The organism is Vibrio sp. MMG023, assembly GCF_021654215.1.
Taxonomy (GTDB): domain Bacteria; phylum Pseudomonadota; class Gammaproteobacteria; order Enterobacterales; family Vibrionaceae; genus Vibrio; species Vibrio jasicida.
In genome coordinates this window covers 141,934-168,649 of sequence record NZ_JAKFZP010000004.1, presented here as the reverse complement: position 1 = coordinate 168,649, position 26,716 = coordinate 141,934, and the positions used below count along the sequence as shown (strand labels likewise).

Below are 26,716 nucleotides of genomic sequence, written 5' to 3'. Positions count from 1 at the left end.
AGGAGGTCACCATGGATATCGTGATTGATAGCCACACCCATACTATTGCCAGTGGACACGCTTACAGCACCATTTTAGAGAATGCATTGTCTGCTAAGAATAAGGGGCTAAAACTTCTTTGTACCACCGATCATGCTCCCGAGATGCCAGGAGCCCCTCACTACTGGTATTTCAACAATCAAAGAATTTTGCCCCGCTTTTTACACGATGTAGGTATTCTCCGTGGCGTAGAAGCCAACACGCTGAATGTCAAAGGGGAGATAGACTTACCACCTTCCTCTGACCAACACCTTGACTGGGTGATTGCGAGTTTCCACGAGCCCGTATTCAAGCCCGCGACCGAAGCTGAACATACCGCTGCCCTGATAAATGCGATTAAAAGCGGCAGAGTGGATGTTCTTGGTCACTTAGGTAACCCAAATTACCCATTCGATATGGAGCAAGTGTTGCGCTGTGCTAAAGAGTACAATGTTGCAATTGAAGTTAACAATACATCTCTGACAGGCAAAAGCCGCAAGGGCAGTGATTCCCGTTGTGATCGCATTGTCGAGCTGGGTAAAGAAATTGGCGTTTACTTCAGTACAGGGTCGGATGCTCACTTCTGTGAAGAGATCTCTAAGTTAGACTTGGCAATTGCTTTGCTGGAGAAACACAATGTGGATGAAGAGAAGATACTCACTACGTCGACGAGCCGATTCTTGAACTTCTTATTACTGAGAGGTAAAGCGAGGATTCAAGAGTTCGAAGCGCTCTATTGAAAAGCGAGCGACTCAAACGGTTAGCTACAAACAAATATAAACCCGCAGCGTGCGGGTTTAGTTCGTTTAGAGGTACACATAAAGCACTACAGCGGGGATTCCACCACAACAAACTTACGCTCGGCTCTGAGTGGCGCAAACCAAGTATTTTTGTATTTGAAATAGCTCTGTCCGTCGACGACGACCGTTTCTTTCGTGTGAGGCAGTGAATCTACGATCTCTCCGAGTTTGTAAGGGCTAGGTTCAGGTTTTGTCGCCGGAACAACGTGGGTGACTCGCGGCGTGTTCGAACTTGGCGAAGAAGATACCACTTGCCCTGACGACGATGGCGCATAGTTTGACGACGTTGAGGAGGACGTCGTGATGGTGTTTCCATTCACAATCGTGTAGTTACCGCTTGGTGGGTAACGGACGTAATCATAGCGGTCTCCATTCCTGCGGTAATACGAGTCTTGAACGATTGCATAGGTGATGCCGGCAAAGATGGCGAAGGTCGCTATGCCAACGAGATCGCTATGATAATAGTAATAACGTCCGCGATAGGGTGGATACCAATACCCCGGTCTCACATAGATAAACGACGAATGATAGCGCGGTGGCCTAACGACGTAAGGTGGTCGGTGGTAATAGGGTGGTCTGTAGTAGGGCGGACGGTAATAAGGTGGCCGATTATAGTGGGGTGGCTTGATGGGCCTATGAGGGCGATTAACTGGTCGCAAATCGTGTTTATTGCCCGGCTGCGTGATCGGCTTTACCGCGGGTTTCACTTGCGGTTGTGCAGACAGACTTGTTGCTCCCAGCAAGCAGAGAATGGCGGTGATCATGACCCAGATGCTTCTCATAATGCATTCCCCCATGGTTGGAGTACCGAAGCTCTAATCTTTAAGTTTAGTTCACCTTAGCTTTGTTAAGGGCCTGAGTCTAGAGCACTACTTTTTGTTATCGTTTTTCTGTTGCTCTAGCACTAAAAAAATTAGCTTGGTCAGTAAAGATTGTGCTTCTGGAGACAGTAACCTTGCTGCAGAGGCAACATCTTCTGATGAGATATTACTGACACCTCTTGCATCCAGAGCGATATCCAGATCCGTTAAGTTGAGAGTTCGTAAAATCGAACGGTATTGGGATAGTTTCAAATCCGACTCGCCTCTCTCTATTCTCTGATAGGTTTTTTCGCTCATCCCCGCAACTTTTGCCATTTGTTCACGCGACATCCCTTTCTCTTTTCGTCGAGTAATCAGCACTTCAATCAGTGGGTCTACATGCATAAGAGCTCCTTAAAGGACAGTTTTGTCCTGAAGCACGCAATAAACGGACCAGTTTAACCACCCCGTATTTACCCAAATTGACATAGCGATAAGAATGACGTTCCACAAAAAATTTACGTAATTTCAGTTAGTTTCAGAAAATGGAAAAACATCAGATTTATAAATCAATTTCTGGCAAGGTAGGCATTCGCAAAATGCAATGCGTTTTAGAACAACTACTTGCTGAGATTCGTAATCGCAGCTGCGATATTCGATTGGACGTAACCTGGCTCACACGTGAATCGCAGAAACGACTAATGAAGTACAAAGAGCTCTTCTTGCATCGAGGTTATATTGAGCAAGCAGAATTGGAGCAAACCTATGAGAACCTGAGTCCGATGGAGCGTTCAGTGGCGGATATGGGCATTGCAGCCATGACATACATTATTGATGCGTTGGATAACGAACTCTGATTCTTAGGCGACATAGTAGGTAAGCGGATACGTGCGCAAAATCATCAATTGTGCTTAGGGGACATAAAGGAATCTAATAGAAAGGATATAAATGCTGGGGAACCACTCCCAGCATTCAGAACACTCATTTACCAAAAGCTTCGAACCGTAAATCAGTGTTTAGAGGTATGTGAACCGAATCGTGTCGGTACGTAGCGAATAATAACGATATTGCTGAATCTAGGCTATGTTCTGCGATTCTAATGCCTTCCAACAAAGTGTACATTTTCATGTACACCTCAAAAATGAGCTTGAACGCTCAAGTTTCATTCGCCAAGACAACAAAAGGCTAAATAACAAGCTACTTTGCAACATATCCGTTGCAATTGCCGATAGTTGTTAAAATATATGGCTATAAGATGGAGCTTTTGCTTTTCAATCGTCCTATTTATGCCTTACAATCCTCCCGAACCAAATCCATTTAGCAGAGAATGGGATTGACGAAAAAGGATGTGCTGATTTTGCTTCGAACCCAAAATAAGACGTTCCGTTAATCAAAACTCTGCTCGGAAATGATTCCCCTTACACAAAAATGCGCTTGCAGAGTCGAACCTGCGTGTGTTGTTTTTTGTGATCTGAATTTCAGTGACGTAAGGCGGGGACATTTCTGTTGATCGCGTTTCTAACCAAAACCGCGATAAGTGATAACTAAAACGGATTAAATTTAGAGGTATTAACCGTGAACCTAAAACTTGTCGGCAGCTCCCTGATCGTTGCAGGTACTGCTCTTGGCGCTGGTATGCTTGCTATACCAATGGTGCTTGCTCAATTCGGCCTCCTTTGGGGCACTCTTCTTATGCTGTTCATCTGGGCGGGTACAACTTACGCTGCACTTCTTCTGTTGGAAGCAAGCTGTAAAGTAGGTGGTGGCGTTAGCATGAACGCGATTGCTCGTGAAACCCTTGGTAAAGGCGGTCAGTTTGTAACGAATGGTCTTCTTTACGCCTTACTTGTGTGTTTGTTAATGGCTTACATCATTGGTGCTGGCGATCTTGTACAGAAAGTCACTGCATCAATGGGCATTCCTGTTTCTACTATTTCGAGCCAAGTTGGCTTTACTGTTCTTGTCGGTCTTATTGTATCAGCGGGTACAGGTGTCGTTGATAAACTCAACCGTGGCTTGTTTATCGGTATGATTGTCGCTCTGATTCTGACGCTTTTCTCCCTTGCTCCAAACGTATCGTTTGAAGGTCTAAGTGAAGTAGTGAACGCCGACAAAATGGCACTGATCAAGCAAAGCTCAGTTCTTTTCACAAGCTTTGGCTTCATGGTCGTGATTCCTTCTTTGGTGACTTATAACAAAGAAGCGAGTAAAAACCAACTGCGCAACATGATCATTGTGGGCTCGACGATTCCACTTGTGTGTTACCTACTATGGTTGTTTGCAGTCGTGGGTAACTTGCCACCACATGAACTTATCCAGTTCTCAAACGTGTCTGAGTTGATCTCTGTTCTCGGTCAACAGTACACCGGTCTTGAGTTCATTCTGTCTATGTTTACTGGCTTGGCCCTGCTGACGTCTTTCTTGGGTGTAGCAATGGCGCTTTACGACCAAAATGCGGACCTTCTGAAAGCAAGTAAGCCAGTAGTATTCGTGACGACGTTTATTCTGCCGTTGCTTGGCGCGGTATTTGCTCCAGAGCACTTCTTAGCGATCCTTAGCTACGCAGGCATCATCCTTGTATTCTTAGCAGTGTTTGTTCCATTATCGATGACGATGAAAGTGCGTCGTGTCCCAGTAGAAGACAACAATGTGTACGAAGCGGGTGGTGGTACGGTGGGCATGAGCGTGATCTTCCTATTCGGTTGTTTCTTGCTGTTTGCTCAAGCGGTATAAATAGACTCGCAAGCGTACAACAATCCATTTTTAAAAACCGCTTGTCCTATTTTGGGCAAGCGGTTTTTTTGTGCAGAATTGTTAGCGTTGAATCAACTATGTGTATGCTCTAACCACGACTTGATAAATCGTAATGATATTTTACTCAGAGGTGAAACTGTCTCGTCAGTGGCTGACATGGATTGTTGATGGGCTCTTTAAAATAGGCAGCAAGTTATAGAGCAAAGGGGAAAAGAGTGTCGAAGCGACTTTCTTTCACAATCGTTGGAATGATGTTTTCTTTGGGGATGTTCAGTGCTGAAGCGAGCGCGCACCCTAAACATCACCACAAGCACGGACATCATCATGGACATCATCACCATCATCATAAGCACAGACATAAGCATAAACACAAAAAGGTTGTGGTGGTGAAGCACAAGCGACCAAAGCATCACTATTACCATTACAAACACATTCCACCACGCAGCACCTACATTCAGATTGGCAATTTTACCTACCTGAAAGTGGATGATTTTTATTACAAGCGTTCGAAAGATCGCTATATACATGTGGCCTTGTAAGAAAACAAAAAAACAGCGAGCAGTTTGGCTCGCTGTTTTGCTATTGCTTGGTGAAGATTGTGGTTCGTTAAGAGGAGAGGCTATACCGTGAATCGGTTTAGAATCTCGTCTTGCTTACGAACGTCGTCATGCTGTGCTTGCATGGCTTCATTAGTGCGGTTTGCTGAGTCAGCAACTTGAGTCGATAAATCTTTTATGTTGACTGTGTTGTTGTTGATTTCTTCGGCAACCAAGCTTTGTTCTTCGGCAGCGGAGGCGATTTGCAGGTTCATGTCTGAGATGCGTTGGATTGCATCACGAATACGTTGTAATGCGCCATTCGCAAATTCAGCTTTCTCGACGGCCTCTACGGCACTAGATTTGCTTTGATGCATTGCGCTTGCAACAGAAGATGCACCCGATTGAAGCTGTTCAATCATGCTGCGAATTTCTGTAGTAGATTCTTGCGTGCGCTGTGCCAGTGTTCGAACTTCATCCGCAACAACGGCAAAGCCACGACCAGACTCTCCCGCACGTGCAGCTTCAATCGCTGCGTTTAGTGCCAGTAGGTTAGTTTGGTCTGCGATGTCGTTAATCACTTTAAGAATCGTCTCGATGTTTGCTGTCGCCGACTCAAGACCTTGCACCTCTTCGACCGCTTGGTCGATGCTGTCTGAAAGCAGGTTGATCGTTTCAGTCGATTCATTTACAACGGAAGATCCTTGCACGGTCGCATCGTCCGCTTCTTTAGCCGCACTTGCTGCACCCTGCGCATTGTTAGCGACTTCTGTCGCCGTCACTGACATCTCGTGCATTGCTGTTGCGAGTTGCTCAAGTTCTTGCAGCTGAGTCTGAATCGCTACGGCGGAATCTTTCGCTCCTTCTGCGGTAATTTGAGTACCACTTAAGATCTGATCAGAAATGCTTTTCGATTCGATGATTTGATGCTGCAAGTTCTCCATAAAGGTATTGAAGCCTTTCGCGAGCTCAGAGAATTCTTGGTCAGTATTGGTGTCCAAACGTTGCGTCAAATCGCCTTTGCCTGAGGCAACCGCTTGGATGGCACTGTTCAGCTCATCAAGAGGGCGCATTAAGGTGCGGATAAGAAGAGTAAGCGCGATAATTGATGCAATTACGGCAATCAAAGAGTAAATAATGGCGCTGTTACGTAGAGTATCGATTGCTGAGTAAGCAATGCTTTCATCAACAACCGCGCCCACATACCAGTTCTCACTCGGAATGTGAGTTAGGCTGACCATATACTTGTCGCCGTTCATCTCGATATGTTGAGCACCTGACGTTAGCTCGACTTGTGGTAGGTAGCTAGATAGCTTTTCACCGTTGTACTTTGCTTCTGGGTGGGCAATTGTTGTGCCGTCAGCGGTCACAAGGAATAAGTAACCCGCATCGAATAGGTTTACTTGGTTGACTAAGTCAGAAAGGGTTGTTAGCTCCAAATCATAGAACATAGCTGCTAAAAACTGGCCAGCTTCGCGAACTGGGGTTCCGATAGAGATGATCACTTTCTTAGAAGAAACATCCACGTAGGGATCGGTGACGACAAGCTTATCTTGTGCTTTTGCTGAGACAAACCAAGGACGCACTCGAGGATCGTAATCAGGTGTCGCTTCCCAGTTGTCATCGTTCTCAATCACGAAACCGTTATTGTCGTACGCGTAACCGATTGCCAAGAAGCTTGATTTTGGCATTGGTTTTTCAAGCACTTCTTTCACGTAGTCGTGATCAGTTGGATTAATTTCTAGAATCTCGGTCATGGATTGAGCGAGTTCTTTCTTTGCACTTATTTCAGATTCTACCGTGTTCCCCACACTAGATAGGATCTCACTCACGCTCGTGTCGATGTTTTCTTCGATCTGCGAACGAATGGTCATAACTTGTTGTGTCGACAGCAATGCCACAGTCACAAGCAATAAAATTGAGGAGGCGGTGACAACTTTATGTCTGAATTTCATACTTTCCCTCTCGAGTCTCCCGGCTGGTTTACTCTGCTTGTACCTCTTATTTATTGGGTACATTCGGCAGAAGTGAACACATTATTGTGTTTGTAATTTTGTTATCGACAGATATGTCAGAAACCTGAAGGCGATTTGTTTAATTTCTTAACAATTGCCAGATCGTGTTCAAAAGTTGTGAGATTGATCTTCTTTGTAAGACTTCGTCATTAAACTGTTAAAAACATAAGAATAGTATCATTGAGCCTTATATAAACAAGTCTGACGAGATTGTTTTTCTCATTTAAATTGATGAATTTAAAGTGATATTTATAACTTTGTGTTGAAAGTTAGATGTCTTTATATTGATTCTTGTCAGGAAGGGGCAGCGAAGTTGGAACGGAAATAACAAAGGTGAACGACAAATACAAAAAAGGCCCCGACAATGCGGAGCCTTTTTTAAAAAATGCGATTTTAGAAAATCAGATGAGCAACACCGGCAATAACAGGAAGCGTAATCAACGTACGTAGAATGAAGATAACGAACAGCTCCACGATGTTTACCGGAATCTTACTGCCTAGAAGCAGTGCACCTACTTCTGACATGTAGATAAGCTGAGTTACTGACATCGCTGCAATCACGAAGCGCGTCATTTCATTATCAATTGAAGCCGCTAGGATCGCTGGAATAAACATGTCTGCAAAACCCACTACAATCGTTTGAGACGCAGCCGCTGCTTCCGGAATGTGCAGTAGTTCTAGGTAAGGGATAAATGGCTGACCTAGGATTTCGAATACCGATGTGTATTCAGCAATAATCAATGCCATTGTACCTAGACCCATAACGACAGGAAGTACGCCAAAGACCATGTCTATTGCGTTATGTACGCCTTCTTTAAATACCGACTGTACAGAAGTCACTTGGCCAGCGCGTTTTAGCGCAAGGTCCATACCCCAAGAGAAAGTTGTGTGACCTGCAGGTACTGCGTCTGCGTCTTTCTTAGGCTCGCTGCCATCCATGTAGCGGTCTTTCTTTAGACTCAATGGCGGTAGGCGAGGAATGATGATAGCCGCGATAACACCTGCTAAACAGATTGCGCCGTAGAAAGGCAGGAATAGATGTTCTAATTGAACCTGAGCAAGAACAACCAAACTGAACGTGATAGATACTGCAGAGAAAGTTGTACCTACAACTGCGGCTTCACGCTGGGTGTAGAAGTTGTTTTCGTACTGTTTGCTTGTCAGTAGGATACCCACACTGCCGTCGCCTAACCAAGAAGCCATACAGTCGATTGCACTGCGACCTGGAAGGTTAAATACCGGACGCATCACTTTACTTAGTAGCGCGCCGAATAGCTCAAGCAGACCAAAGTTGAGTAGTAGAGGAAGCAGTAGGCCTGCAAAAATGAATACTGCAAACAGTGTTGGTAGAAGACCAGTCAGAACTAAACCGCCAGTATTCTCTTCCCAGATCGCTTCAGGACCCACTTGGAAGAACGTCATCAGAACCGCTGCACCACCAAATAGTCGAACGATTAACCAAAGTGGGGAAGGGTTAAATAGACCGTTTAAGAAACCATTACGTAGGATTGCTGCTGGCTTAAAAATTTTGCAAAGAACAGAAGCTAGAGCCATGAAAGCGACAATTGCCGTTACGATAGCAATTAAGGTATCGCCAAGAACTGCAGGAATGACTTTTGCCATTACCGCGACAGGAATTGTCAGGCCACCATCGTAAGAAATTGGTGCCATGAAAAGTAGAAGACCGATTAGGGATGGGATGAAGAACATCCAAAAGTTGCCCTTAGGTGCTTCAGCAGCATTGGTGTTGTTATGCATGTTTTGTCTCGTGTTACTACTAGTCAATACTCGCCATATTCCATGACATAAATATTCACTAAACATCCGTATTTAATCACAGTGTGCGGAGGTTACCCGCAAACTGCATCCATTGCAATACTATTCATTAAATACATCTAGTTATTCAGCCGTTTTTATGGTCAAATTGTAGTTAACTAGAATCTTGTATATGAATTTGTTGCCTGTGTTAGAAAATTGTAGCACGTGAGCCGCTGTTAACAGACTATGATGAAGCACAGTGTGACTCGAGCAATAAAAAGCCTAGCAAATGTGATTAGGATCTCAAGGCGATCACGATGTTTTCTGTTAGTAGTACTACTCAATTTATGGATTTGAAGGATAAAACACTGGTTAAGATCAGCCAGTGGCGTCTTTCAAGTAAAAGACAAATATGAAGAAAAGAATAAGAGGAGACGGTTTAAGGCAAATGCTTAAACCGCCACAATCGCATTAAGCAGTTTGTTTGCGACTAATAAGGAAAAGATAACTCCAGTAAGCGATAGCAATGATGAAAGCCAAAATCGCTGGGAACGCTAATGCATAAAGCTCAAACGAATTAAACAGCATTGCTCCGGCAGTGCCACCTAACAAGAAGCCGAAGAAGATAAAGATAAACAGCTTGGCTTTACGACGGTCAAATTGGCGACCACGCAAGCTTTCACCAATCATAATGCCGAGATCGGTAATAATTCCGGTCATGTGTGTTGTTCGAACCACTGCTCCACTGAAGGTGGTGATCATAGCGTTCTGCAAGCCGCACGCAGCAGAAGCAAGATACTGACCATAAACATTGCCTTGAACTAGGAAGCCTAAGCTGAGAAGTAACAGGCTGCCTTCAATACAGAGTGCAACGCCGTAGCGACGACCGAGTTTAAGTGCACTGCTTTCGATAAAGAACCCACTAAACGCTGAACCAATCAAAAAGCTAAATACGATGAAGAGCAGGTGAATAGTGCTGTCTGCATCAGTTAATAAGCTGTTCCCTAGCTGAGTTACGGTTCCGGAAAGATGTGTTATCGCTTGATGTTGAAAGCCTAGGAGACCCACGGCATTGACGCAGCCTGCGAGAAGAGCAAGCAAAAACGCGCCATATTCCACCCAACGAGGAAGTCTGGAAATCACAATAAAACCTCACCAAATGTTAGGGGCAGATTATAGCGCTCATAGCGCGGAACGAAAGTACTTCTGCGAAAACTCGGTTGATCATTCTCAATAAAATCTCAACTTTTGTTGAATGCTTTTCTTTAATTTAGATTGTTTAATACCATGTTTGTTGAAAGAGATGCTTAGCTAATGTGTTCCATAGTGCAATCAAAGCTCACCCAGCCGTGCTTTCGTTGCTCATAAATAGAGACAGTAGGCTCTGGAAACTCCTTATCGTTAAATAACCCCATAGGAATCACGGCGTACTCGGGAGCATCTGATAGCTTCAAACGCATTGTCGTGCCGCATGCTGGACAGAATTCGTATTGAACTTGATGACCTGAGTCAGCAACACGAGTATAGCTAGTGACATCACCATCGAGGATGACTTGGTCTTTGTTGAAGCGGGCTTGAACGCCGAAGACACTTCCCGTGCGTTTTTGGCACTCAAAGCAATGACAGACGGAAGTACGAATAGGTTCTGCGGTGCAGCGCAGTTGAACTAGACCACAGGCGCATTCACAAGAGTGGGTGATTTTTGTCATCGTTGTCCCCAATTGGTTGCTCATCAAACAGTTTAGTTTAATTTTGAAACACTTGAGTCAAATCGAATGAGTAGGCGTTGAGGTCTTCATGGGTGAATTGGTATATACTTCGAGCATAATTAAGAGAACAAGAACACAAGGAAGTCTTCATGGCTCGTAAAAGAATCTTACCCATTCCTCTCATTCTTCTTATCCCGATTGTTTTGCTTGCTGTTGTGATCATCGCTGGTATATATCGCTTTAGTCTCTCAGATGATGAGATCATGGCGAAATTCCCCCAAGTGCAGACTCAATCCAACCCAATCGTTGAAGAGGTATTGGGCATTCAGTCACGAAACCCATGGACTGTCCAAGTCCCAGAGCAAGGGGCGGTCACTTTCTTGCAAGAGCGGGACAAAGAGCATGGCTACTTAAAAGGGGATTACGATGCTGGTGCGACGAAAGGGTCTGTGCTTGTACCGACGGATTTTATTGCTAAGCGAGAGATTGGTAAGACTACATGGGTTGCCGCACCAGTGATTGTGACGACACAAGGTTCAGGGGCATTTTATTACCTGGGCTTGTTTAAGTTCGACCCCGTACCAAGTCGTGTTGTACTGATCAATAGTGTGTTTGTTGGTGATCGAATTCAAATGTCGAAACTCGAATGGAAAGACGACAAACACATATCATTGTCTTACTTAGAACACGGTGAAGATCAAGCGATGGCAGAACAACCAGAACAATTGATATCGAAGACACTCAAGCGTGTAGGTAATGACCTACATATGCAACAGTAATGAATTTTTTTGTCTTCTGTAAAAAATAAGTGTTTTCTGCGCTAGATCTCGTAATTACCTAGTGATTTCTTATGCGGGAATGCATAAGCTATGAGCCTTGTTATAAAGGAGATAGTAATTCCCGTGTCTACAAATGAAATTACAACAAGACGGTTGCCGAATCTGACAAGTCGTAAAGCGCTACTGTTGTACTCCTTGCCAGTATTAGTTGCGATTGGTGTTTCCAACTCTCTCAAAGAGTCTTCCCTTACCAAAACCATCGCTTTAAACCTGCCAGAGTCGCAGGTTGTTGAAAAAATTCTTGATGCGAAGACAGCTGTTGTTGTCACGCCACCCAATTTTGAATATCAAATCCAAGCAGGTGATAACCTGAGTACCATCTTCAGTCAATTAGGCCTCGGCTACAGTTCGCTGATGAAAGTGATGGAAACGGATTTAAACTTCCTTGCCCTTGATACGTTAAAACCTGGTAACACACTGCGTTTTTGGCGTGATGAATCGACGGGTGAACTCGATAAAATGGAGCTGCAATTCTCTATTGCAGACAAAGTGGTTTATCAACGCAATAGCGATGGTAGCTACGACTTCTCTGATATTTCCATTCCAGGTGTATGGCACCAAGAGCCTCTTGTTGGTGTGATTCAAGGTAGCTTCTCTTCTTCTGCAAATCGTTTGGGTTTAAGCTCAGCTGAAATCAGCCAAGTGGTTAACCTGCTAAAAGAGCAAGTGAACTTCGGTAAAGATTTGCGTGCTGGCGATCGTTTTGAAGTTGTGCGTCGCTCTCAAAGTATTGATGGCGTATCGACGGGTAAAAACGAAATTGAAGCGATTAAGATCTACAACCGTGGCCGTGAAGTGACAGCTTACCTTCATACTGATGGACAGTTCTACAATGCGAAAGGTGAAAGCCTACAGCGTGCCTTCCAACGATACCCTGTTAGCCGCAGCTGGCGTATTAGTTCTGGCTTTAACCCGAACCGCCTGCACCCAGTAACCGGCCGCGTTGCTCCTCACAATGGTACCGACTGGGCTGTACCTATTGGTACTCCTGTAGAAGCGACAGGTGATGGTACAGTGATCATGACACGTAAACACCCTTATGCGGGTAACTATGTGGTGATTGAGCATGGCAGTAAATATAAAACGCGCTATCTGCACTTAAGCAAAATTCTGGTTAAGAAAGGCCAGAAAGTCTCACGTGGACAGCGTATCGGTCTATCCGGTAAAACGGGTCGTGTGACTGGTCCGCACCTTCATTACGAATTGATTGAATATGGTCGTCCGGTGAACGCAATGCGCGCTAATATCCCGATGGCAAGTTCGGTTCCGAAGAAAGAGATGGCAACGTTTGTAGCGAACCGGAATGAAATGGATAAGCTGCTTAAAGACAAAGAGAAAGCCGTTCTCTAATTGAATAAAAAAGACCAAACATTGTTTGGTCTTTTTTATGCGCTTTTTACTTGTTTGTCGTTGATGATCGAAACCAGTTCTTCGACGCTGTGTGGTCGGGAATAGAAATATCCTTGAATATGATGACAGCCCATCTCAATCAGCTTCTGCAATGCTCGATCGTCTTCGACCCCTTCTGCAATCAAGTCGACATCGAGTAATTGTGCCAATTGTGCTATCAGTAAAACCACTTGCTCTGATGTGGTATTAGCGAGCATGTTGCGAACAAACGTTGCATCGATTTTAATGCTATCAATCGGGTAGTTATGGATGTAGTTCAAACTCGAATAACCCGTGCCAAAATCGTCGAGTGCGACTTTGAATCCAAGGTATCTAAGTGAGTTTAAAACCATCTGTTCTCTGCCACTTTGTGATAACAGAACCGTCTCCGTGAGCTCTATAACAAAGTCTGAAGCTTGATGATTGTATTTCTCCAATACTCTAGTTAAATAGTTTATATAGCGATTGGAATCGACCAGCTCATAAGCAGAACAATTAACCGACAGCTTTACGGTGTAACCCAACTCTCTTTCGAGCTTTTGTTTTGCTCGGCAGGCTAGCTCAACGATGCGTTCGCCTAGTTCAATGATCAAACCGGATTGTTCAGCAGCCTCGATAAATTCGACTGGGGAGACGCTGCCATAAGTACTGCTTTTCCAACGCGCCAATATTTCAAAGTAGTCCCAACGGTCACTGGTGATATCGACAATAGGTTGAACCACAACATAGAGTTCTTCGTTTTCATCGATGCTTAAGCGTAATTGGTCTCGCAATGCTTCTATCAATTGTGTTTGACGGTGGTACAACGCGCTTAAATGCGTGTCATAGTGCTGAATTCGCGTATCACGATGCTTTTTACAGTCTTTTAGCGCCAAACTCGCGTTAAGTATCAAGTCATCGCTATTGAGCATGTGGACAGGGGCACGAGCTATACCAATGCTAACTGTGAAAGATATACGATTGGATTTGTCGACATAGCCTGATTCTATCTTGTCCAAAATTTCCTGACATACCGCAACGGGATCTTCATCGTAAGTAATGAAGGCAAACTCATCACCTGCAACACGAAAAGCATTATTCGGAGAGGTGAGACTTTGTTGTATGGCATTGGCTGTAAACTTGATGATCTGGTCACCGATGTAATTGCCGTTAATGTCATTGATGGATTTAAAGTTATCGATGTCTAGGTAGGCAAGACTAAAAGGACGGCTAGCGAGTTGCGTTAAGGTTTCAAGTGTATCCGCTAGGCAACTTCGGTTGAGTAGGCCGGTTAAGTTGTCGTGTGAAACCTCATAACTCAGCTGGTTTAGAAGTTTGTCTGACCGTTCACTTATCCATTTTTCACGTAGGCTATGGATAATGACGTTAGAAAAAAAGCGGTGATGCTCAATGATGTTTTTTGCTTCTGATTCTCCAACCGCTCGGGTAAAGGTTGAGAGCAAAATCCCTAGCACCTCTCCAGCATGGGTTTTTAAGGGCAGTCCAATATAAGCTTGGATACCAGCATCTTGAAACATTTGGTCTTCAGGAAAGAGGCGGTAGACCTCTTCTTGATAGAAGATGATTTCACCAATGTCTTGTGCCACTTTTTCACAAGGTGTACCGGCGAGCCCGTAACTGATGTTATCAGTAATGGTTCCGTCACTCGAATGAGAAAGCGTAACCGCGCAATGCTGGAGATGCGCTATCTCAACCACACATGTACAGTGGCTTTGAAATTGCTGATGAAGATCCAGCGTTACTCTATTGAGCAGAGCGCTTCCGTTCAAATTCAGAATTTCATCAATTACTTGGATACTAATTTGTTCATGATCCATTGAAGGCTTCACCCGACGTTGTCATTAACCGTATCGTGTTTCTTTTGGTTTTGTTACACGATCATTTCTCATTTAATCGATATGCATCACGTTAACTATTGTTTACTTCGTGTGATTTTTCAAATTCTGATGGCTCAAGAAAGGTATTTTTCAACTATTAGGTTAGGAGGAATTGAATCAAGCTCTCACAAAAGTGGTAGTCTTATTGGTTGTGATTACGTTTCTGCATTATATGACGAGTCTGAATGCAGAGTGATTTTTGAAGGAACACTCATCTCGAATGAATACAGAGATTCAATATCGAGATTAGCCTGCAGAGTTAGATCGAGTGCGTTTGTCTACAGGCATTTTGATTTTTCAGTAGATTAGCTCAATAAACTGAGCTATTCGCAGACGACCGCTACCTTCTCACTTGCGGCAGTCTTGGCTGGAACCGGGTGGTCGATCAGTCGAATCGGGGACTCATACAGTGCAGAAAGTGCCTGTTCATCGAGTAACTTATCGGCGCTGCCTTCAAATGCTATCTGGCCTTTCTTCAGAGCAACGATGTGTGTTGCGTAACGTAGAGCAAGGTTTAAGTCGTGCAGAATCACGACCACGCCAACGTTTTCTTTTTTATTCAGCTCTGACAGTAAACCCATCAGTTGGAATTGGTGATGAACATCCAGTGCTGATGTTGGCTCATCGAGGATCAATACGGGAGACTGCTGCGCAAGCAACATCGATACCCAAGCACGCTGGCGTTCACCGCCGGATAAATCGTCTGCTAATGCCTGTGAAAACTCGGCGACGCCCGTTCTCTCCATTGCTTGTTGGATGATGGATTTGTCTTCAGAGTTCCAACGACCTAACGCTCCCCGCCAAGGAAAGCGCCCTAAACGAACCAGCTCCGCTACCGTTAAGCCTGCAGAAGCAGGGAGCTTTTGCGGCAAATAAGCAATCTTCTTGGCTAGGTCTTTGCTTTTGAAGGCAGAAAGAGAGGTATCGTCTAACTTCACTGTGCCGTGGTCTGGGGCCATTTGCCCTGAGAGCAAGTTAACCAGCGTAGATTTACCAGAACCATTGTGACCAAGAACTACGGTGAGCTCATTCGTCGGAATGGAAAGTTCGTCGATTGCGAGAATGGTTCGCTCATCACGAACGATTTTGATATTTGAAAGCTGAAACATGTCAGTCCTGTCTCCGACCAATAAAGCCGCTGATAAAAGCAAATGCTCTCTGCTGCTCTTTAATAATAGATGGTGATATCAAGCGATTTTTTTGTTTTCTGGGAGCCTTGGGCAATCGTCGCAATACTTTCCAGAGTCGCATTTGTAGACTAGACAACAGCTGATTCTTACCAGCCTAAGCATCCCTGAATTAGCATCGACCTTGAGGCTGTCTAAATGGCTGTCCGGTAATTGGCATGCTTCTAACCAAAGCTTGGCTTGCTCGGTGATGTAATCGTTGGTTAGGCTTGGCTCATGCTGCTGCAATTTGATCAAACTGCTTAGCAGTAGATCCGCTAACAAATGGTTGGTGAACCCTGGTCGGATACGTGTCCATTCATTTATCTGACTGCGGTAAAACTCGGTGAGTGCAAGTATAGCTGCACCAGCCTGAGGTATCAGTTCCTCGGGTGAACCGTGTTGATGATCATCGTTAAAGAAGCGATAACCTGTGACGAACTCTTTGTACCTAAATTGACCAATATTCTTGATATCAGGTAGAGAGTGGAGGCCGTAAATAGAAACGAAAGTGACATAGATGGGCTGCCAACACACTAGATCCCAAGTTCGAGTTAACCAATAAGCTTTACCAGCTTCAGAGTGATTTGCCGCTAGACCATCGTAAACGCGTTTGATTTCGATATGACTCTTATCATTGGTCATCGCGATGCTTCTGCTGCTCAGAGAACCATAGCTTCCACTTAGATAAGGTGTGACCTGCTTAGAGTAAGCGAAGATTTTCTGGTGTAGAGAAGGGGCTCTCCGACGAGTAATAATATTGTGCAACTGGGAAAGCATCTTAAACCAATGAATGAGAATTAGTTGCGTTATCATAGCTAACCTTATCGAGGATAACCATACAATATGGAGCATCTCCTCGGAGTTCTTGCACGCTAAGGGAGCTATCAATTGATTATGCATTAGTCATTTTTAAGTGATAAAAGGCTCTTTAAATGATAAAAAGTATTTCTGTATCTACTATATTGTTGCCACTACCGAGATTATTAACGCGTGACTATGAACACACCTGCATTTGATCGTATCAGCCGTGTCTTGGCTTATATTCATGCGAACCTAAGCTCGACACTATCGCTAGAAGATATTGCGAAACAGAGCTGTTGGTCTCGCTGGCAGCTGCAAAGAGTGTTTCAAGCCGAGACTGGGCTTACCGTCGCAAACTACGTCAGAGAGCTTAAGTTAAGCCAAGCGGCAGAAGAACTGTTGGATAGCAAGAAGCGAGTCATTGATATCGCTCTTGCTCTCGGGTTTAATTCAGAAATTAGCTTTAGCCGCTCGTTCAAGCAGATGTTTGGCTTAAGTCCTAGTCAATATAGAAAAGCGGGCAAAAGAGCTGGGCTTCGTAAACCAATACAAGTATCGGATATGATGAGCGCAGCTGATAATGGCCCACTCAGTTTTGTCGAGGTACGCATTGATGAAAGAGAGTCATTCCTTGTTAAAGGCATCACTTCTGAAATCAGTGGTTTGTTTTCGTTGACCCAAGATTTCGCACAGAAAGTTCCTCAATTGTGGTCACGTTTAGAAGGGGAAGTAACGCTTCCAGACGCGGGTGCCTTTCAATTTATTGGCGTTGTCGATCTCACCCAGTCTTGCTTTGATGGTACCAACATTTACTACTGGGCTGGCATTGAGCTCCACGACGAGATTTCGATTCCGCAATTGCCGAGCATTATCTCTGATAAATTAGAGGTATTAACTATTCCAAAGCAAACCTACGCTGTAGTGAAACATTGCGGTCCTATTGAGAATCTTCGACATACTCTAAGCTGGTTTGTTCTTAACTGGTTGCCAAGTTCTGGTTATCGAGCCATCGATGGCTATGAGCTTGAAGTGTATCCCTTGGGTTATCGAGCTCATTCGACTGATGCGGTAATGGAATACTGGGTTCCTATTATTAAATCGTAGTCATATCCCACCTAACGCACTCTCTACAGAGCCTCTCGTTTAATAGGGCTAATCGTGCTTTTAATGAGCAACTGTCTTAGTTTTACTCAAAATAGGCCAAGTTCTTTTTGAACTTGCACCAAATTGTTAATTATCCCATTTATAGATACATACAATGCAAATGAGATTTATTATTGTTTATGTTAAGCATTGGTACCGAGGGAATCATGACCACTCACACTCGTTTTAAGTATTCATCATTGGCAGTCGCTTTGTTGACTGCATTTTCAGCGCAAGCTTTGGCGGAAGAAGCCGTTTCAGCGACAGATTCGAATATCGAAACTATCACTGTTTTGGGGAAAGCTTATCGTAATACCGCGACTAAGTCGGCTCTTGAGCCAGAAGAAACGCCTCAAGGTATTACCGTTATTGATGAAGAACAGTTAGAGCAACGAGGTGTTCAATCTTTGAATCAAGCCCTTCGTTATGCACCGGGTGTTGTAACTGAAAACCGAGGTGGCTCGGTAGCAATGTTTGATTCTTACTCTATTCGTGGTTTTAATACTAATAACGTTAACTACTACGATGGCCTTTCACTTCAATTCTTGAATGGTTGGAACCTACAACCGCAGATTGATCCGATTGCGATGCAGCAAGTAGAGGTATTTAAAGGACCAACCTCTGTGCTTTATGGTGCGATGCCACCGGGTGGTATGGTGAACATGATTGCTAAAGCCCCGCAAACCGAATCATCGACTAAGGTTGGCGTGGCAACAGGCTCTCGCAATCTACAAGAAGCTTCTATCGACACAACAGGCCAGTTTGGTAACAGTGATTTTTCTTACCGTTTGATCGCACTTGCTCGCAAACAAGATAGCCAAGTTGATAATGCAGAAGAAGAACGATACCTCATTGCACCTTCAGTGGACTGGCAGGTAACGGACAGCACACTAATCAACTTTAACCTTTACTACCAAAACGATCCTTCAATGGGCATCAACTCGGCAATGCCGTTAGATGTGCTGAAAGCAAGCGATCCATCTGTTTCTATGGGTGACAAGAACTGGAGCACGTTTGAGCGTGAAGTTCTTATGGTCGGCTATAAAATCAACCATGAGTTTAATAGCAACTGGACATTCCTACAGAATGCTCGCTATACCGATGCATCTCTGTACCAAGAAAATACTTACCATGTGAGCTACGACCCAAGCACACCAAACCAATTGGCTCGAGCTCTATACTCAACAGATGAAAGCTTTAAAGGTTTTGTTATTGATAACCAATTGAGTGGTATTGTTGATGTTGGTTCAGTAGAGCATAATTTATTGCTTGGTATCGATTATCAAGACCTAGACGGTAATGTTAACTACTCATCTTACAGTGCGAATGGCAGTGGCTTTAATAGCTTTGACCCATTAAACCCTAATAATGATTTACTGGATCGTAGTGATGTGACTAAGACGGGTGAATATCTGGATGATACGACGTCAAGTCAGTTGGGTTTTTATGTTCAAGACCAAATTCGTCTAGACGCATTGGTGCTGATTGCAGGTGGACGATTTGACCACTACAAATCAGAGAGTGATTACTACGCCCATGAGTCTGATCATAAGCAATTTACTTACCGTTTAGGTGGCTTGTATCAGTTTGACAATGGGCTTGCACCATTCGCAAGTTACGCGACGAGTTTTGAACCAGCTCCAGGCGTTGATAAAGCGGGTAATGAATTCGACCCAGAGACGGCACAACAAGCAGAGATTGGTGTGAAATACCTGTCTGACGATATGTCCAAAGAAGCAACAGTTTCTTTATTCCATATTGTTAAGCAAGACATGTTGATGACCGATCCTAATGACGTTTATGGCCCTAGAATCCAAGTCGGTGAAGTAGTGTCGCAGGGTGCTGAACTATCAGGACGTTGGTTTGCGACAGAAAACTTTGATATTGCGGCTTCATACACGTATGTCGATATGGAAATTACCGAAGACTCTAGCAACGGTTTAGAAGGCACGACGCCAATCTATGTACCTGAGCACACAGCTAATATGTGGGCTAACTACAACGTATTTAACGGCATGTTAGCGGGCTCTCGATTTAGCGTAGGTGCTCGTTACGTTGGTGAGATGCAAATGGATGCGAGTAATACACAAGGGAAAGTTCCGTCATACACTTTAGTCGATTTATCTGTTGGCTATGATCTGGGTGAAGCAAGTGAAACGCTATCTGGCGCGACAGCTAACCTAGCCGTGAACAATATCTTCAACGAAGAATATTACGCGTGTTACGATCAATCGAACTGTTGGTTTGGTGCCGAGCAGTCAGTTGAGTTAAGCGTAAACTATGAATTCTAACTAAGTTAGCGTTCCCAATTTTAAAGCAGCCTTTTCTGGGCTGCTTTTGTCGTTTGTAGAAATCTCGAATTTAGATGAAGTAGGCAAATATATGAGCTTAAAATCAATCGCTTCCCATTTTTCTAAAGTAAAAAAGTTGAATACAAAACTCGTTCTAACGATGTTAGCGAGTGCTTTATCGTTTAATGCGATGGCGGATTTCAAAGTAGAAGACAGTGAGGGGATTAAAACACTTGAAGCTCAACCTGTCAGAGTAGCAGCGCTTAACTGGGACGTCGCTGAGCAAGTGATTGAACTCGGTGTAACTCCAGTAGCAGTACCTGATATTGCAGGGTATAGCGATTGGGTTGTTCAACCTGCGATTCCAGAAGGCGTGGCGGACATTGGCACTCGAACTGAGCCTAACTTTTCTGCTTTGAAGAAGCTAAACCCAGATGTAATTCTTATCGCTTCACCTCAGAAAGATCTTCAGGAGCGACTTTCAGAAATCGCGCCAGTACTTTACTACCAAACGTACAGTGAAGAGCACAGTAATGCGGCGGCAGCTATCGATAACTTCAAGAAGATAGGCCAATTGCTTGGTAAAGAAGAGCAAGCGAACAAGAAACTGGCTGCGATGGATCAGCGTCTTGAGGTTCTTAAGGCTGAATTAGATAAAGCGTACCCGGGAGACAAGCCAAAAGTCACTTCTTTCCGTTTTGCGAGCACCACGTCGGTTTACATTTACGGCGATAACTCGATTCCGCAATACGCGCTTGAGCAGCTAGGTTTTGAAAATGCGTTGGATCTTCCGGCGAGTCAGTGGGGGATCAGTCAAAAGCGTATGACTGAACTTAAGAAGGTGAAGAACGGCATTGCACTTTACTTTGAACCTTTCCCGTATCAAGACAAGTTAGAGCGTTCTCCGGTCTGGAAGAGCATGCCTTTCGTTCGCAATGGTCAATTTAGCCCAGTAGCAGCGAGTTGGAGCTACGGCGGTGCTATGTCTATTTTGTATAACGCTGAAGCCATGGCGCAATCGTTGTTGATGCTAGCGGAGCAGTAATGAGATCCAGTGGTTTCATGATGGGGGCGGTGCTATTGCTCACCGCTCTTGTTCATTTATGGTTAGGCCAGTCAGAATTTGGTCCTGTTGGAGAGTTGTTCCAACAAGTCTCACAGATCAGTGACATCGCTACATTCAATAAAATGATCGATGATTCATTTGAGTTGATGGCGTTAGTCTATGTTAACTTGCCTCGTTTGGTGATGGCGATTTTGGTTGGTGGAACACTCGGTACCATAGGTAGCTTGTTTCAACAATTAACGCAAAATCGCATCATGTCTCCGCTTACCTTAGGTACATCATCAGGGGCGTGGCTTGGTCTGGTCATCCTGAACGTGGTCGCGCCAATGTTGGTTGCGCAATATTCGGTTTGGTTTGCGCTGATAGGCGCGCTGCTTGCAATGGGACTGATTGTTTCTATTGTTGGCATCAAAAACATGAGCGGCTTGCCAATTGTTTTGGCAGGTATGGCGGTTAACTTACTGCTAGGTGCATTCGCAACTGCGATTATTTTGCTTAACGACCAATATGCGCAAAACTTGTTTGTTTGGGGAGCGGGTGATCTCGGACAGAACGGTTGGGAACAAGTGCTTTGGCTGATGCCTAAGTTACTGCCAATCTTTGCTATTTTCCTGTTGGCTCCAAGAGTTTTGACTCTGCTTTCAATTGGTACAGAAGGGGCTGCTGCACGTGGTCTTAACATCGGTACGACCTTCTTTGTACTCATGGCGATTGGTGTTTGGCTAGTTTCCGTGTCGATCACCTCGGTAGGTGTGATCAGCTTTATTGGTTTGATTGCACCAAACATCGCGAGACATTTGGGGTTCTTAAAGGCAAAATCTGAGCTCATCGCTAGCTGCGTATTAGGTGCGCTATTGCTTTGTACGACCGACAGCTTGGCGATTTTCTTAGCGCAATGGTCTTTGGATATGATTCCAACAGGAACGGCAACCGCGGTGATTGGTGCTCCAGCTTTGATCATTATTGCTCGCAAGCAGATGTCGGCCCAAGATCAGCTCTTCTTCTCGATGCCTAAAGGGCCAAAGTCTATTTCACCTTTGGCTTATTTCTTGTTGGGTGCGATGATTTCCGGTTTACTGGCGTTAAGTGCATTGTCACAACCTTCTTCAGATATGAGTTATTTCATTATCCCAGATGCGTTTGAGTGGTCTATTCGCTGGCCTAGAATGTTAACTGCGATATTTGCTGGTGGCGGTCTCGCTGTCGCTGGTGTGATTTTACAACGGTTGGTTTACAACCCACTTGCGAGCCCAGACATCCTCGGTGTGTCGGCGGGTGCTGTTTTAGCGTTGATTTTCAGTAGCCTGTTTATGGGATACTCGATTCATTCACTAAGCCCGTGGATTGCGTTTTTGGGCAGCGCTGTTGCACTGTGTTTGCTGTTGTTCCTCGGTAAGAAGCATCAGTTTGCACCCTCGATTCTTATCCTGACGGGTATCTCGCTGACCACAGTGTTGGAGGCTTTAGTGCAATTCTCTTTAACGCGAGTAGGGGAAGGGAAGTACACCTTGTTGGCTTGGTTAGCTGGCTCTACTTATCGTGTTGAACCTGATACGGCAACGATCATGTCTATCGTGATAACCGTTTGTATTGGTGTTGCTTTACTGTTGAGCCGTTGGGTGACATTAATTGCTACTGGTCGTCAGTTTGCAAGTGCAAGAGGGCTGAACATCAACATCGCCTATGTGGCTCTATTGTGTATCGTCGCGATTTTATGTTCGATGGTCACAACCACCATGGGGCCGGTCGCTTTTGTTGGCCTACTGGCTCCACATATTGCAGCTATGGTTGGTGCTCGCTTGGTTCGAGAGCAGATCTTATTGTCTTTCTTAATCGGTGCAGCCCTAATGTTGTTTGCTGATTGGCTAGGGCAAGTTGTGGTGTTCCCCGCTCAACTTGCTGCAGGTACGTTAGTTTCGATTATCGGAGGCAGCTACTTTATCTTTCTTTTGTTGAAATCTCGAAGTGCTTAGGATTGTAAGTTAGCAGATGGTTTTTGCATGATTAGACGTTGTGATTTGTTTTTAATAAGCAACGTTATAACGTCTTATCATATCACTCAAAACATTCACGACAGACCAACGCGCTTCTTGTGACTCTCTACTATCTTTGTTATCAAAGAGTGAGTAGCTTAGGCGCGTTTTTCTTCATCTAAGCGTGATTTAAGGTAGTCGAGAAACAGCTGAGTTCGGGTGTGTTGATAATCCAGTTTTGGATAGTAAGCGTAGACCGTCGCCTCATCAGCAGTGACATCAGGAAGTATCGGTATTAATGCTCCGGACTTAAGCTCTTCTTTGATCATCACATTATTGGACAGTAAAATTCCCATTCCGCGTTTAGCGCCATGGAAAAGAGCTTCAGGGTTCGTGGTCGCGAAATTTCCTGAAAGGCTAATACGCTTTCCACGGTTGGTTTTGAGCTCTCTTGTTGGCTTTTCACCCCAAATCAACATGTTATGTTGTGATAGTTCTTCAACCGTTTGTGGCGTTCCGTGTTTTTCAAGGTAACTAGGCGCGGCATAAAACTGGGCTTTGTGTTCGAACAATGGCGTTGCTTTAAAACTTAAAGAATTGAGATGTTCCAACTCCCTGCTGATGAATAAATCCAAGCTCAGTTCGGGGATTTGACCTGGTAGCGTGGTGATAAGTTGAAGTTTAATGTCGGGGTATTTTTCAAGAAAATCGTCCAGATAATGAACAAGGAACTTAGAGCCAACGGCCAGCGTTGCTCCAATCTTAAGTAAGCCTGCTGGAGATTGATTCACTGAGCGTGTTTCGTCTAGCACAGATTGCCAAGAGTCTAGCTGTACTTTGGCTCGTTCGTAGAATAGGGCGCCAGCTTCTGTTTGGCTGATGGAGCGTGTTGTTCGCTTGAGCAGTTGTACACCAATCTTATCTTCTAGCCACTGGATACGCTTACTAATGGCTGAGCTGGTGGTATTGAGCTTTCTGGCTGCCGCATTGAAGCTTCCTTCTTCTACTACACGAATATAGCTATTGACACTTTGAATCCAATCCATTTTATTCTATCCCCATAGGAATTAATTCTTTTCCATTTTGGTTTATTATCATCTTAGAGTAACAAATATACACTGTCTGTCGTGAAACTGTCATGATGTAAGGAGGGTATATTGCGTAAAACACCATTATTATTGGCGATGATGATCATCGCGACCGGTCAAGTTGGCGTCAGCATTTATCTTCCATCTTTGCCAATGATCGGACATGACCTTGAGCTTCCGCAGCATGCGATTCAAAACCTTGTCACGTTATTCCTTGTTGGCTTTGGTGTCTCTCAGCTTTTTTATGGCCCGCTATCCGACTCAATAGGGCGTAGGCCAGTATTCATTCTTGGTCAAAGCGTTTATCTCGTAGGTACGGTCATATGTATTGCGTTTGCAGACCATATTGTCGCTTTGGAAGCTGGAAGGCTATTACAAGGTTTAGGGGCGGGAAGCGCCTCTGTTCTTGGGCGCTCAGTATTACGAGACAGTTACGATGGCTCACAACTGACCAAGGCCCTTTCCTATATTTCGGTCACAGCATCAGTAATGCCGATAGTTGCGCCTTTGTTTGGTGGTTGGATCGCTTATCATTTAAGTTGGCATGCAGTGTTTGTCTTCGTATTGTTTTACTTAATCGCGATTTTTACGCTGGGCTTAATCGTTCTTCCAGAAACATTGCCTTATCCCAAGCGCCGTTTTGAACCTAAACGAGTCATATTGAATTACTTAACGCTGTTGACTAATAAACAAGTGATTGGCAGCGCGAGTTACAACTGGCTCAGTTATCTTTCTGCTCTGGTGACGTTGTCCTTATATCCATTTTTGATGCAGCAAGAGCTTGGATTAACTGCTGCAGACTATGGCTCGTTGATGATTGTCCCTTCAGCAGGGTTGTTAATGGGTAGTTTGGTGCTTAACTTATTCAATTCGCGCTACAAAGAGCAGCAGATCCTATTGATGAGTTTTGTTGTCGTTGCTGCATCAGGAGTGATGCTACTGATTTTACCATTTACGGTTACGTCACTATCAGTTGCCTTCACTTGCTTGAGTTTTGCGCAAGGAATGTCGTTCCCGGTTTCAATCAGTTTGTTGTTATCCCCACACAAACAACAAGCAGGCGCGGTTTCTGCATTATCTGGGTCTATACAAATGTGTCTCGCAGGTTTGTTTGGCGGATATTTGGTGGAGTATTGGGTAACGAGCCAATATCAATTAGGTGTCTTCTATGTGTTGATTGCAGGGTTAAGCTGTGTTGTTTTGGCACTGAGTCAAATTCAGACGCCTACCAGTGGTTTGGCTCAACCAGAAAGCTCGCGTTGAATCTGCTTGCAAGCTTACGTGCTCCTTTCTAAAATGCGCAGCAAATTAGGCTCGCAGATGCTGACTCAAAAGCGTTGTGCGAGGAAAACGCCCGTTAATCGTTAGGTGAACCCATGCAACAAAACGAATTTGAAGCGCTATTAAAAGAAATTGGTGAAAAAGAGAACTTGCCTCAGGCTCTTGAACTACTAAAAGCATCTGAAGAAGAAGAGGTCGCTCAAGCAGCGGAATCACTAAGTGGTCAATTTGGCCTTGCGGAGGTCGATGGTGAAAAACGTATTTACCACATTACCTTCCAAGCTGACGAGTCTGGTGAAGAGAAAGAATTTGTTGAGCATGTCATGAATGAAGGCGATCACCTGATCAAATTTGCGGCTTGGTTCTTTGAAACTTTCTTTGAAATTAAACAAAAAGATACTTACAAAGCAGCAGGCAAAACGTACCAACAGCCCAAGCGTTAATCACTTTTTTGATTCGCTAGGATTAAATTTATTGTAATTAAATTACACTTATTTTGTGATCTTTATCTTGTTTTTGGTGGTTTGTGGTGTAAAATTACAACATAAGCCAGTCAATTACTTCTTAGGAGAAGGTCATGGGTTACGAACTTGGTGGCGTTTACATTGGTCAAATGATCGCAAAAGACGCGATGCACAAAGCGCTTTACGGTAAAACAAAGAAGAAGAAACCTTCAATGTTTGCTCGAGTAATGAAAAAGCTAGCGAATTAATAGGAAAAGCCCTGATTTGATATCAGGGCTTTTTGCTTTGTTAGAGATGTCGTGTTTCTGCTAGGTGATAATTATGCGCTTTGACTTGGGATCTCAACAACGTTGTTAGGCACTTTATCTAATCCCTTTTCCGCTAACCACTTTTCCAAGTTGTCTGCGCCTCCTATGTACTCTCCATCTAACCAAATTTGCGGCACCGTTACAGGTGTTTTCTCGCCAATGATGGCTTTCACTTCAGGTATCATTCGGTAAAGGGCTGCACTGTCTTTGACGACGTCATAGTATGTGTATTCTATACCCGTCTCATCCAGCAAATTTTTGGCTTTAACGCAGTAAGGACACGTCGCTTTGCCGTAGACAATATTGCCTTTAAGTTGATCGCGTTTAGTCCACTCAGCAATAACTGATTGAACAAGCACGCCTCGGTTTAGCGCTTCCCCTTGGCTGACGACTTTTCCTTCAACAACTAGGATAGGGGCGTGCCAAGCACCAAGTTTTAGTGGTTCCCACCAATGGGATAGCCAATCTTTCACTTCTAGCTCTACGGGGACACCCGCTAATTCGTTTTCAAAAGTATCGGCAAGAATGTCTTTAGTTAGGGTGCATTCGCCACATGGAATATTAACCTTGAATGGTCCCCAGCTGCCTGCCCAACGATAAAGTGTCATTTTGATTGGCTGTGTCATACGATAATCCT

General features: G+C 44.3%; 24 protein-coding genes. 13 read left to right on the top strand and 11 right to left on the bottom strand.

Going from position 1 to position 26,716, the window contains the following annotated elements; genetic code table 11:
* Positions 1–11 precede the first annotated feature (11 nt).
* A complete protein-coding gene (locus L1076_RS14235) occupies positions 12–758 on the top strand; it encodes a phosphatase (RefSeq protein ID WP_237303824.1) in 747 nt (248 codons plus the stop codon).
* Between the two features lie 86 nt (positions 759–844).
* Here L1076_RS14235 and L1076_RS14230 read toward each other — a convergent pair whose 3' ends face one another.
* Together L1076_RS14230 and L1076_RS14225 are read right to left on the bottom strand one after the other, a co-directional pair.
* Positions 845–1,600 (bottom strand): hypothetical protein, encoded by a 756-nt coding sequence (locus tag L1076_RS14230; RefSeq protein WP_082041574.1) that lies wholly within the window; start codon positions 1,598–1,600, stop codon positions 845–847.
* A gap of 87 nt (positions 1,601–1,687) precedes the next feature.
* Positions 1,688–2,023 carry a helix-turn-helix transcriptional regulator gene (locus tag L1076_RS14225; RefSeq protein WP_038875463.1) on the bottom strand — a complete coding sequence of 112 codons (336 nt, stop codon included), beginning with the start codon at positions 2,021–2,023 and terminating at the stop codon, positions 1,688–1,690.
* Positions 2,024–2,163: 140 nt separating this feature from the next.
* Here L1076_RS14225 and L1076_RS14220 point away from each other — a divergent pair, with 140 nt between their 5' ends.
* The 3 genes from L1076_RS14220 to L1076_RS14210 all read left to right on the top strand — a co-directional run bounded on the left by L1076_RS14220 (position 2,164) and on the right by L1076_RS14210 (position 4,911).
* Positions 2,164–2,475 (top strand): hypothetical protein, encoded by a 312-nt coding sequence (locus L1076_RS14220; RefSeq protein WP_038875460.1) that lies wholly within the window; start codon positions 2,164–2,166, stop codon positions 2,473–2,475.
* Between the two features lie 718 nt (positions 2,476–3,193).
* Entirely contained in the window at positions 3,194–4,351 is a 1,158-nt protein-coding gene (locus tag L1076_RS14215; protein ID WP_038865281.1) for an aromatic amino acid transport family protein, read from the top strand.
* Between the two features lie 236 nt (positions 4,352–4,587).
* Complete coding sequence (locus tag L1076_RS14210) at positions 4,588–4,911, top strand: hypothetical protein (protein WP_038865283.1); 324 nt, start codon at positions 4,588–4,590, stop codon at positions 4,909–4,911.
* A gap of 80 nt (positions 4,912–4,991) precedes the next feature.
* Here the strand turns inward: L1076_RS14210 and L1076_RS14205 are convergent, their stop codons facing one another.
* From L1076_RS14205 to L1076_RS14190, 4 genes are all read right to left on the bottom strand, one after another.
* On the bottom strand, positions 4,992–6,863 hold the full coding sequence (locus L1076_RS14205) for a methyl-accepting chemotaxis protein (protein ID WP_237303823.1): 1,872 nt from the start codon (positions 6,861–6,863) through the stop codon (positions 4,992–4,994).
* Between the two features lie 453 nt (positions 6,864–7,316).
* Positions 7,317–8,681 (bottom strand): YjiH family protein, encoded by a 1,365-nt coding sequence (locus tag L1076_RS14200; RefSeq protein ID WP_038865286.1) that lies wholly within the window; start codon positions 8,679–8,681, stop codon positions 7,317–7,319.
* A gap of 471 nt (positions 8,682–9,152) precedes the next feature.
* A complete protein-coding gene (locus L1076_RS14195; protein WP_038865287.1) occupies positions 9,153–9,824 on the bottom strand; it encodes a YoaK family protein in 672 nt (223 codons plus the stop codon).
* A 164-nt stretch (positions 9,825–9,988) separates the two neighbouring features.
* Positions 9,989–10,390 carry a GFA family protein gene (locus L1076_RS14190; RefSeq protein WP_039974901.1) on the bottom strand — a complete coding sequence of 134 codons (402 nt, stop codon included), beginning with the start codon at positions 10,388–10,390 and terminating at the stop codon, positions 9,989–9,991.
* Positions 10,391–10,539: 149 nt separating this feature from the next.
* On the opposite strand from L1076_RS14190, the gene L1076_RS14185 reads away from it, so the two are divergent.
* Positions 10,540–11,169, top strand: coding sequence for a hypothetical protein (locus tag L1076_RS14185; RefSeq protein WP_104026444.1), 630 nt, complete (start codon positions 10,540–10,542; stop codon positions 11,167–11,169).
* 123 nt (positions 11,170–11,292) lie between these two features.
* Entirely contained in the window at positions 11,293–12,579 is a 1,287-nt protein-coding gene (locus L1076_RS14180; RefSeq protein WP_038865290.1) for a peptidoglycan DD-metalloendopeptidase family protein, read from the top strand.
* A 35-nt stretch (positions 12,580–12,614) separates the two neighbouring features.
* Here L1076_RS14180 and L1076_RS14175 read toward each other — a convergent pair whose 3' ends face one another.
* The 3 genes from L1076_RS14175 to L1076_RS14165 all read right to left on the bottom strand — a co-directional run bounded on the left by L1076_RS14175 (position 12,615) and on the right by L1076_RS14165 (position 16,441).
* Positions 12,615–14,435 carry a bifunctional diguanylate cyclase/phosphodiesterase gene (locus tag L1076_RS14175; protein WP_038875444.1) on the bottom strand — a complete coding sequence of 607 codons (1,821 nt, stop codon included), beginning with the start codon at positions 14,433–14,435 and terminating at the stop codon, positions 12,615–12,617.
* 383 nt (positions 14,436–14,818) lie between these two features.
* Positions 14,819–15,604: an ABC transporter ATP-binding protein gene (locus L1076_RS14170; RefSeq protein ID WP_104026446.1), complete on the bottom strand. Its 786-nt coding sequence runs from the start codon at positions 15,602–15,604 to the stop codon at positions 14,819–14,821.
* Positions 15,605–15,682: 78 nt separating this feature from the next.
* Positions 15,683–16,441 carry a siderophore ferric iron reductase gene (locus L1076_RS14165; RefSeq protein ID WP_104026498.1) on the bottom strand — a complete coding sequence of 253 codons (759 nt, stop codon included), beginning with the start codon at positions 16,439–16,441 and terminating at the stop codon, positions 15,683–15,685.
* A gap of 219 nt (positions 16,442–16,660) precedes the next feature.
* On the opposite strand from L1076_RS14165, the gene L1076_RS14160 reads away from it, so the two are divergent.
* The 4 genes from L1076_RS14160 (at position 16,661) to fhuB (ending at position 22,938) form a co-directional block, all read left to right on the top strand.
* The gene (locus L1076_RS14160; RefSeq protein WP_038865296.1) at positions 16,661–17,569 is read left to right on the top strand and encodes an AraC family transcriptional regulator; all 909 of its coding nucleotides are present in this window, start codon (positions 16,661–16,663) and stop codon (positions 17,567–17,569) included.
* Positions 17,570–17,775: 206 nt separating this feature from the next.
* Positions 17,776–19,899, top strand: coding sequence for a TonB-dependent siderophore receptor (locus L1076_RS14155; RefSeq protein ID WP_095760491.1), 2,124 nt, complete (start codon positions 17,776–17,778; stop codon positions 19,897–19,899).
* A gap of 91 nt (positions 19,900–19,990) precedes the next feature.
* Entirely contained in the window at positions 19,991–20,944 is a 954-nt protein-coding gene (locus L1076_RS14150; protein WP_054755601.1) for an iron-siderophore ABC transporter substrate-binding protein, read from the top strand.
* Positions 20,944–22,938 (top strand): Fe(3+)-hydroxamate ABC transporter permease FhuB, encoded by a 1,995-nt coding sequence (fhuB, locus tag L1076_RS14145; RefSeq protein WP_237303822.1) that lies wholly within the window; start codon positions 20,944–20,946, stop codon positions 22,936–22,938. Before L1076_RS14150 ends, fhuB begins: the two co-directional genes overlap by 1 nt.
* Before the next feature lie 158 nt (positions 22,939–23,096).
* On the opposite strand, the gene L1076_RS14140 is transcribed toward fhuB, so the two are convergent.
* Entirely contained in the window at positions 23,097–23,984 is an 888-nt protein-coding gene (locus L1076_RS14140) for a LysR family transcriptional regulator (protein WP_038865303.1), read from the bottom strand.
* Between the two features lie 111 nt (positions 23,985–24,095).
* Here L1076_RS14140 and L1076_RS14135 point away from each other — a divergent pair, with 111 nt between their 5' ends.
* The 3 genes from L1076_RS14135 (at position 24,096) to L1076_RS26990 (ending at position 26,019) form a co-directional block, all read left to right on the top strand.
* A complete protein-coding gene (locus L1076_RS14135) occupies positions 24,096–25,289 on the top strand; it encodes a multidrug effflux MFS transporter (RefSeq protein ID WP_237303821.1) in 1,194 nt (397 codons plus the stop codon).
* 113 nt (positions 25,290–25,402) lie between these two features.
* Positions 25,403–25,750: a hypothetical protein gene (locus tag L1076_RS14130; protein WP_038865307.1), complete on the top strand. Its 348-nt coding sequence runs from the start codon at positions 25,403–25,405 to the stop codon at positions 25,748–25,750.
* A 134-nt stretch (positions 25,751–25,884) separates the two neighbouring features.
* Positions 25,885–26,019, top strand: coding sequence for a hypothetical protein (locus L1076_RS26990; RefSeq protein WP_095760458.1), 135 nt, complete (start codon positions 25,885–25,887; stop codon positions 26,017–26,019).
* A gap of 71 nt (positions 26,020–26,090) precedes the next feature.
* Here L1076_RS26990 and L1076_RS14125 read toward each other — a convergent pair whose 3' ends face one another.
* The gene (locus L1076_RS14125; protein ID WP_102389456.1) at positions 26,091–26,705 is read right to left on the bottom strand and encodes a glutaredoxin; all 615 of its coding nucleotides are present in this window, start codon (positions 26,703–26,705) and stop codon (positions 26,091–26,093) included.
* Between the last annotated feature and the right edge of the window lie 11 nt (positions 26,706–26,716).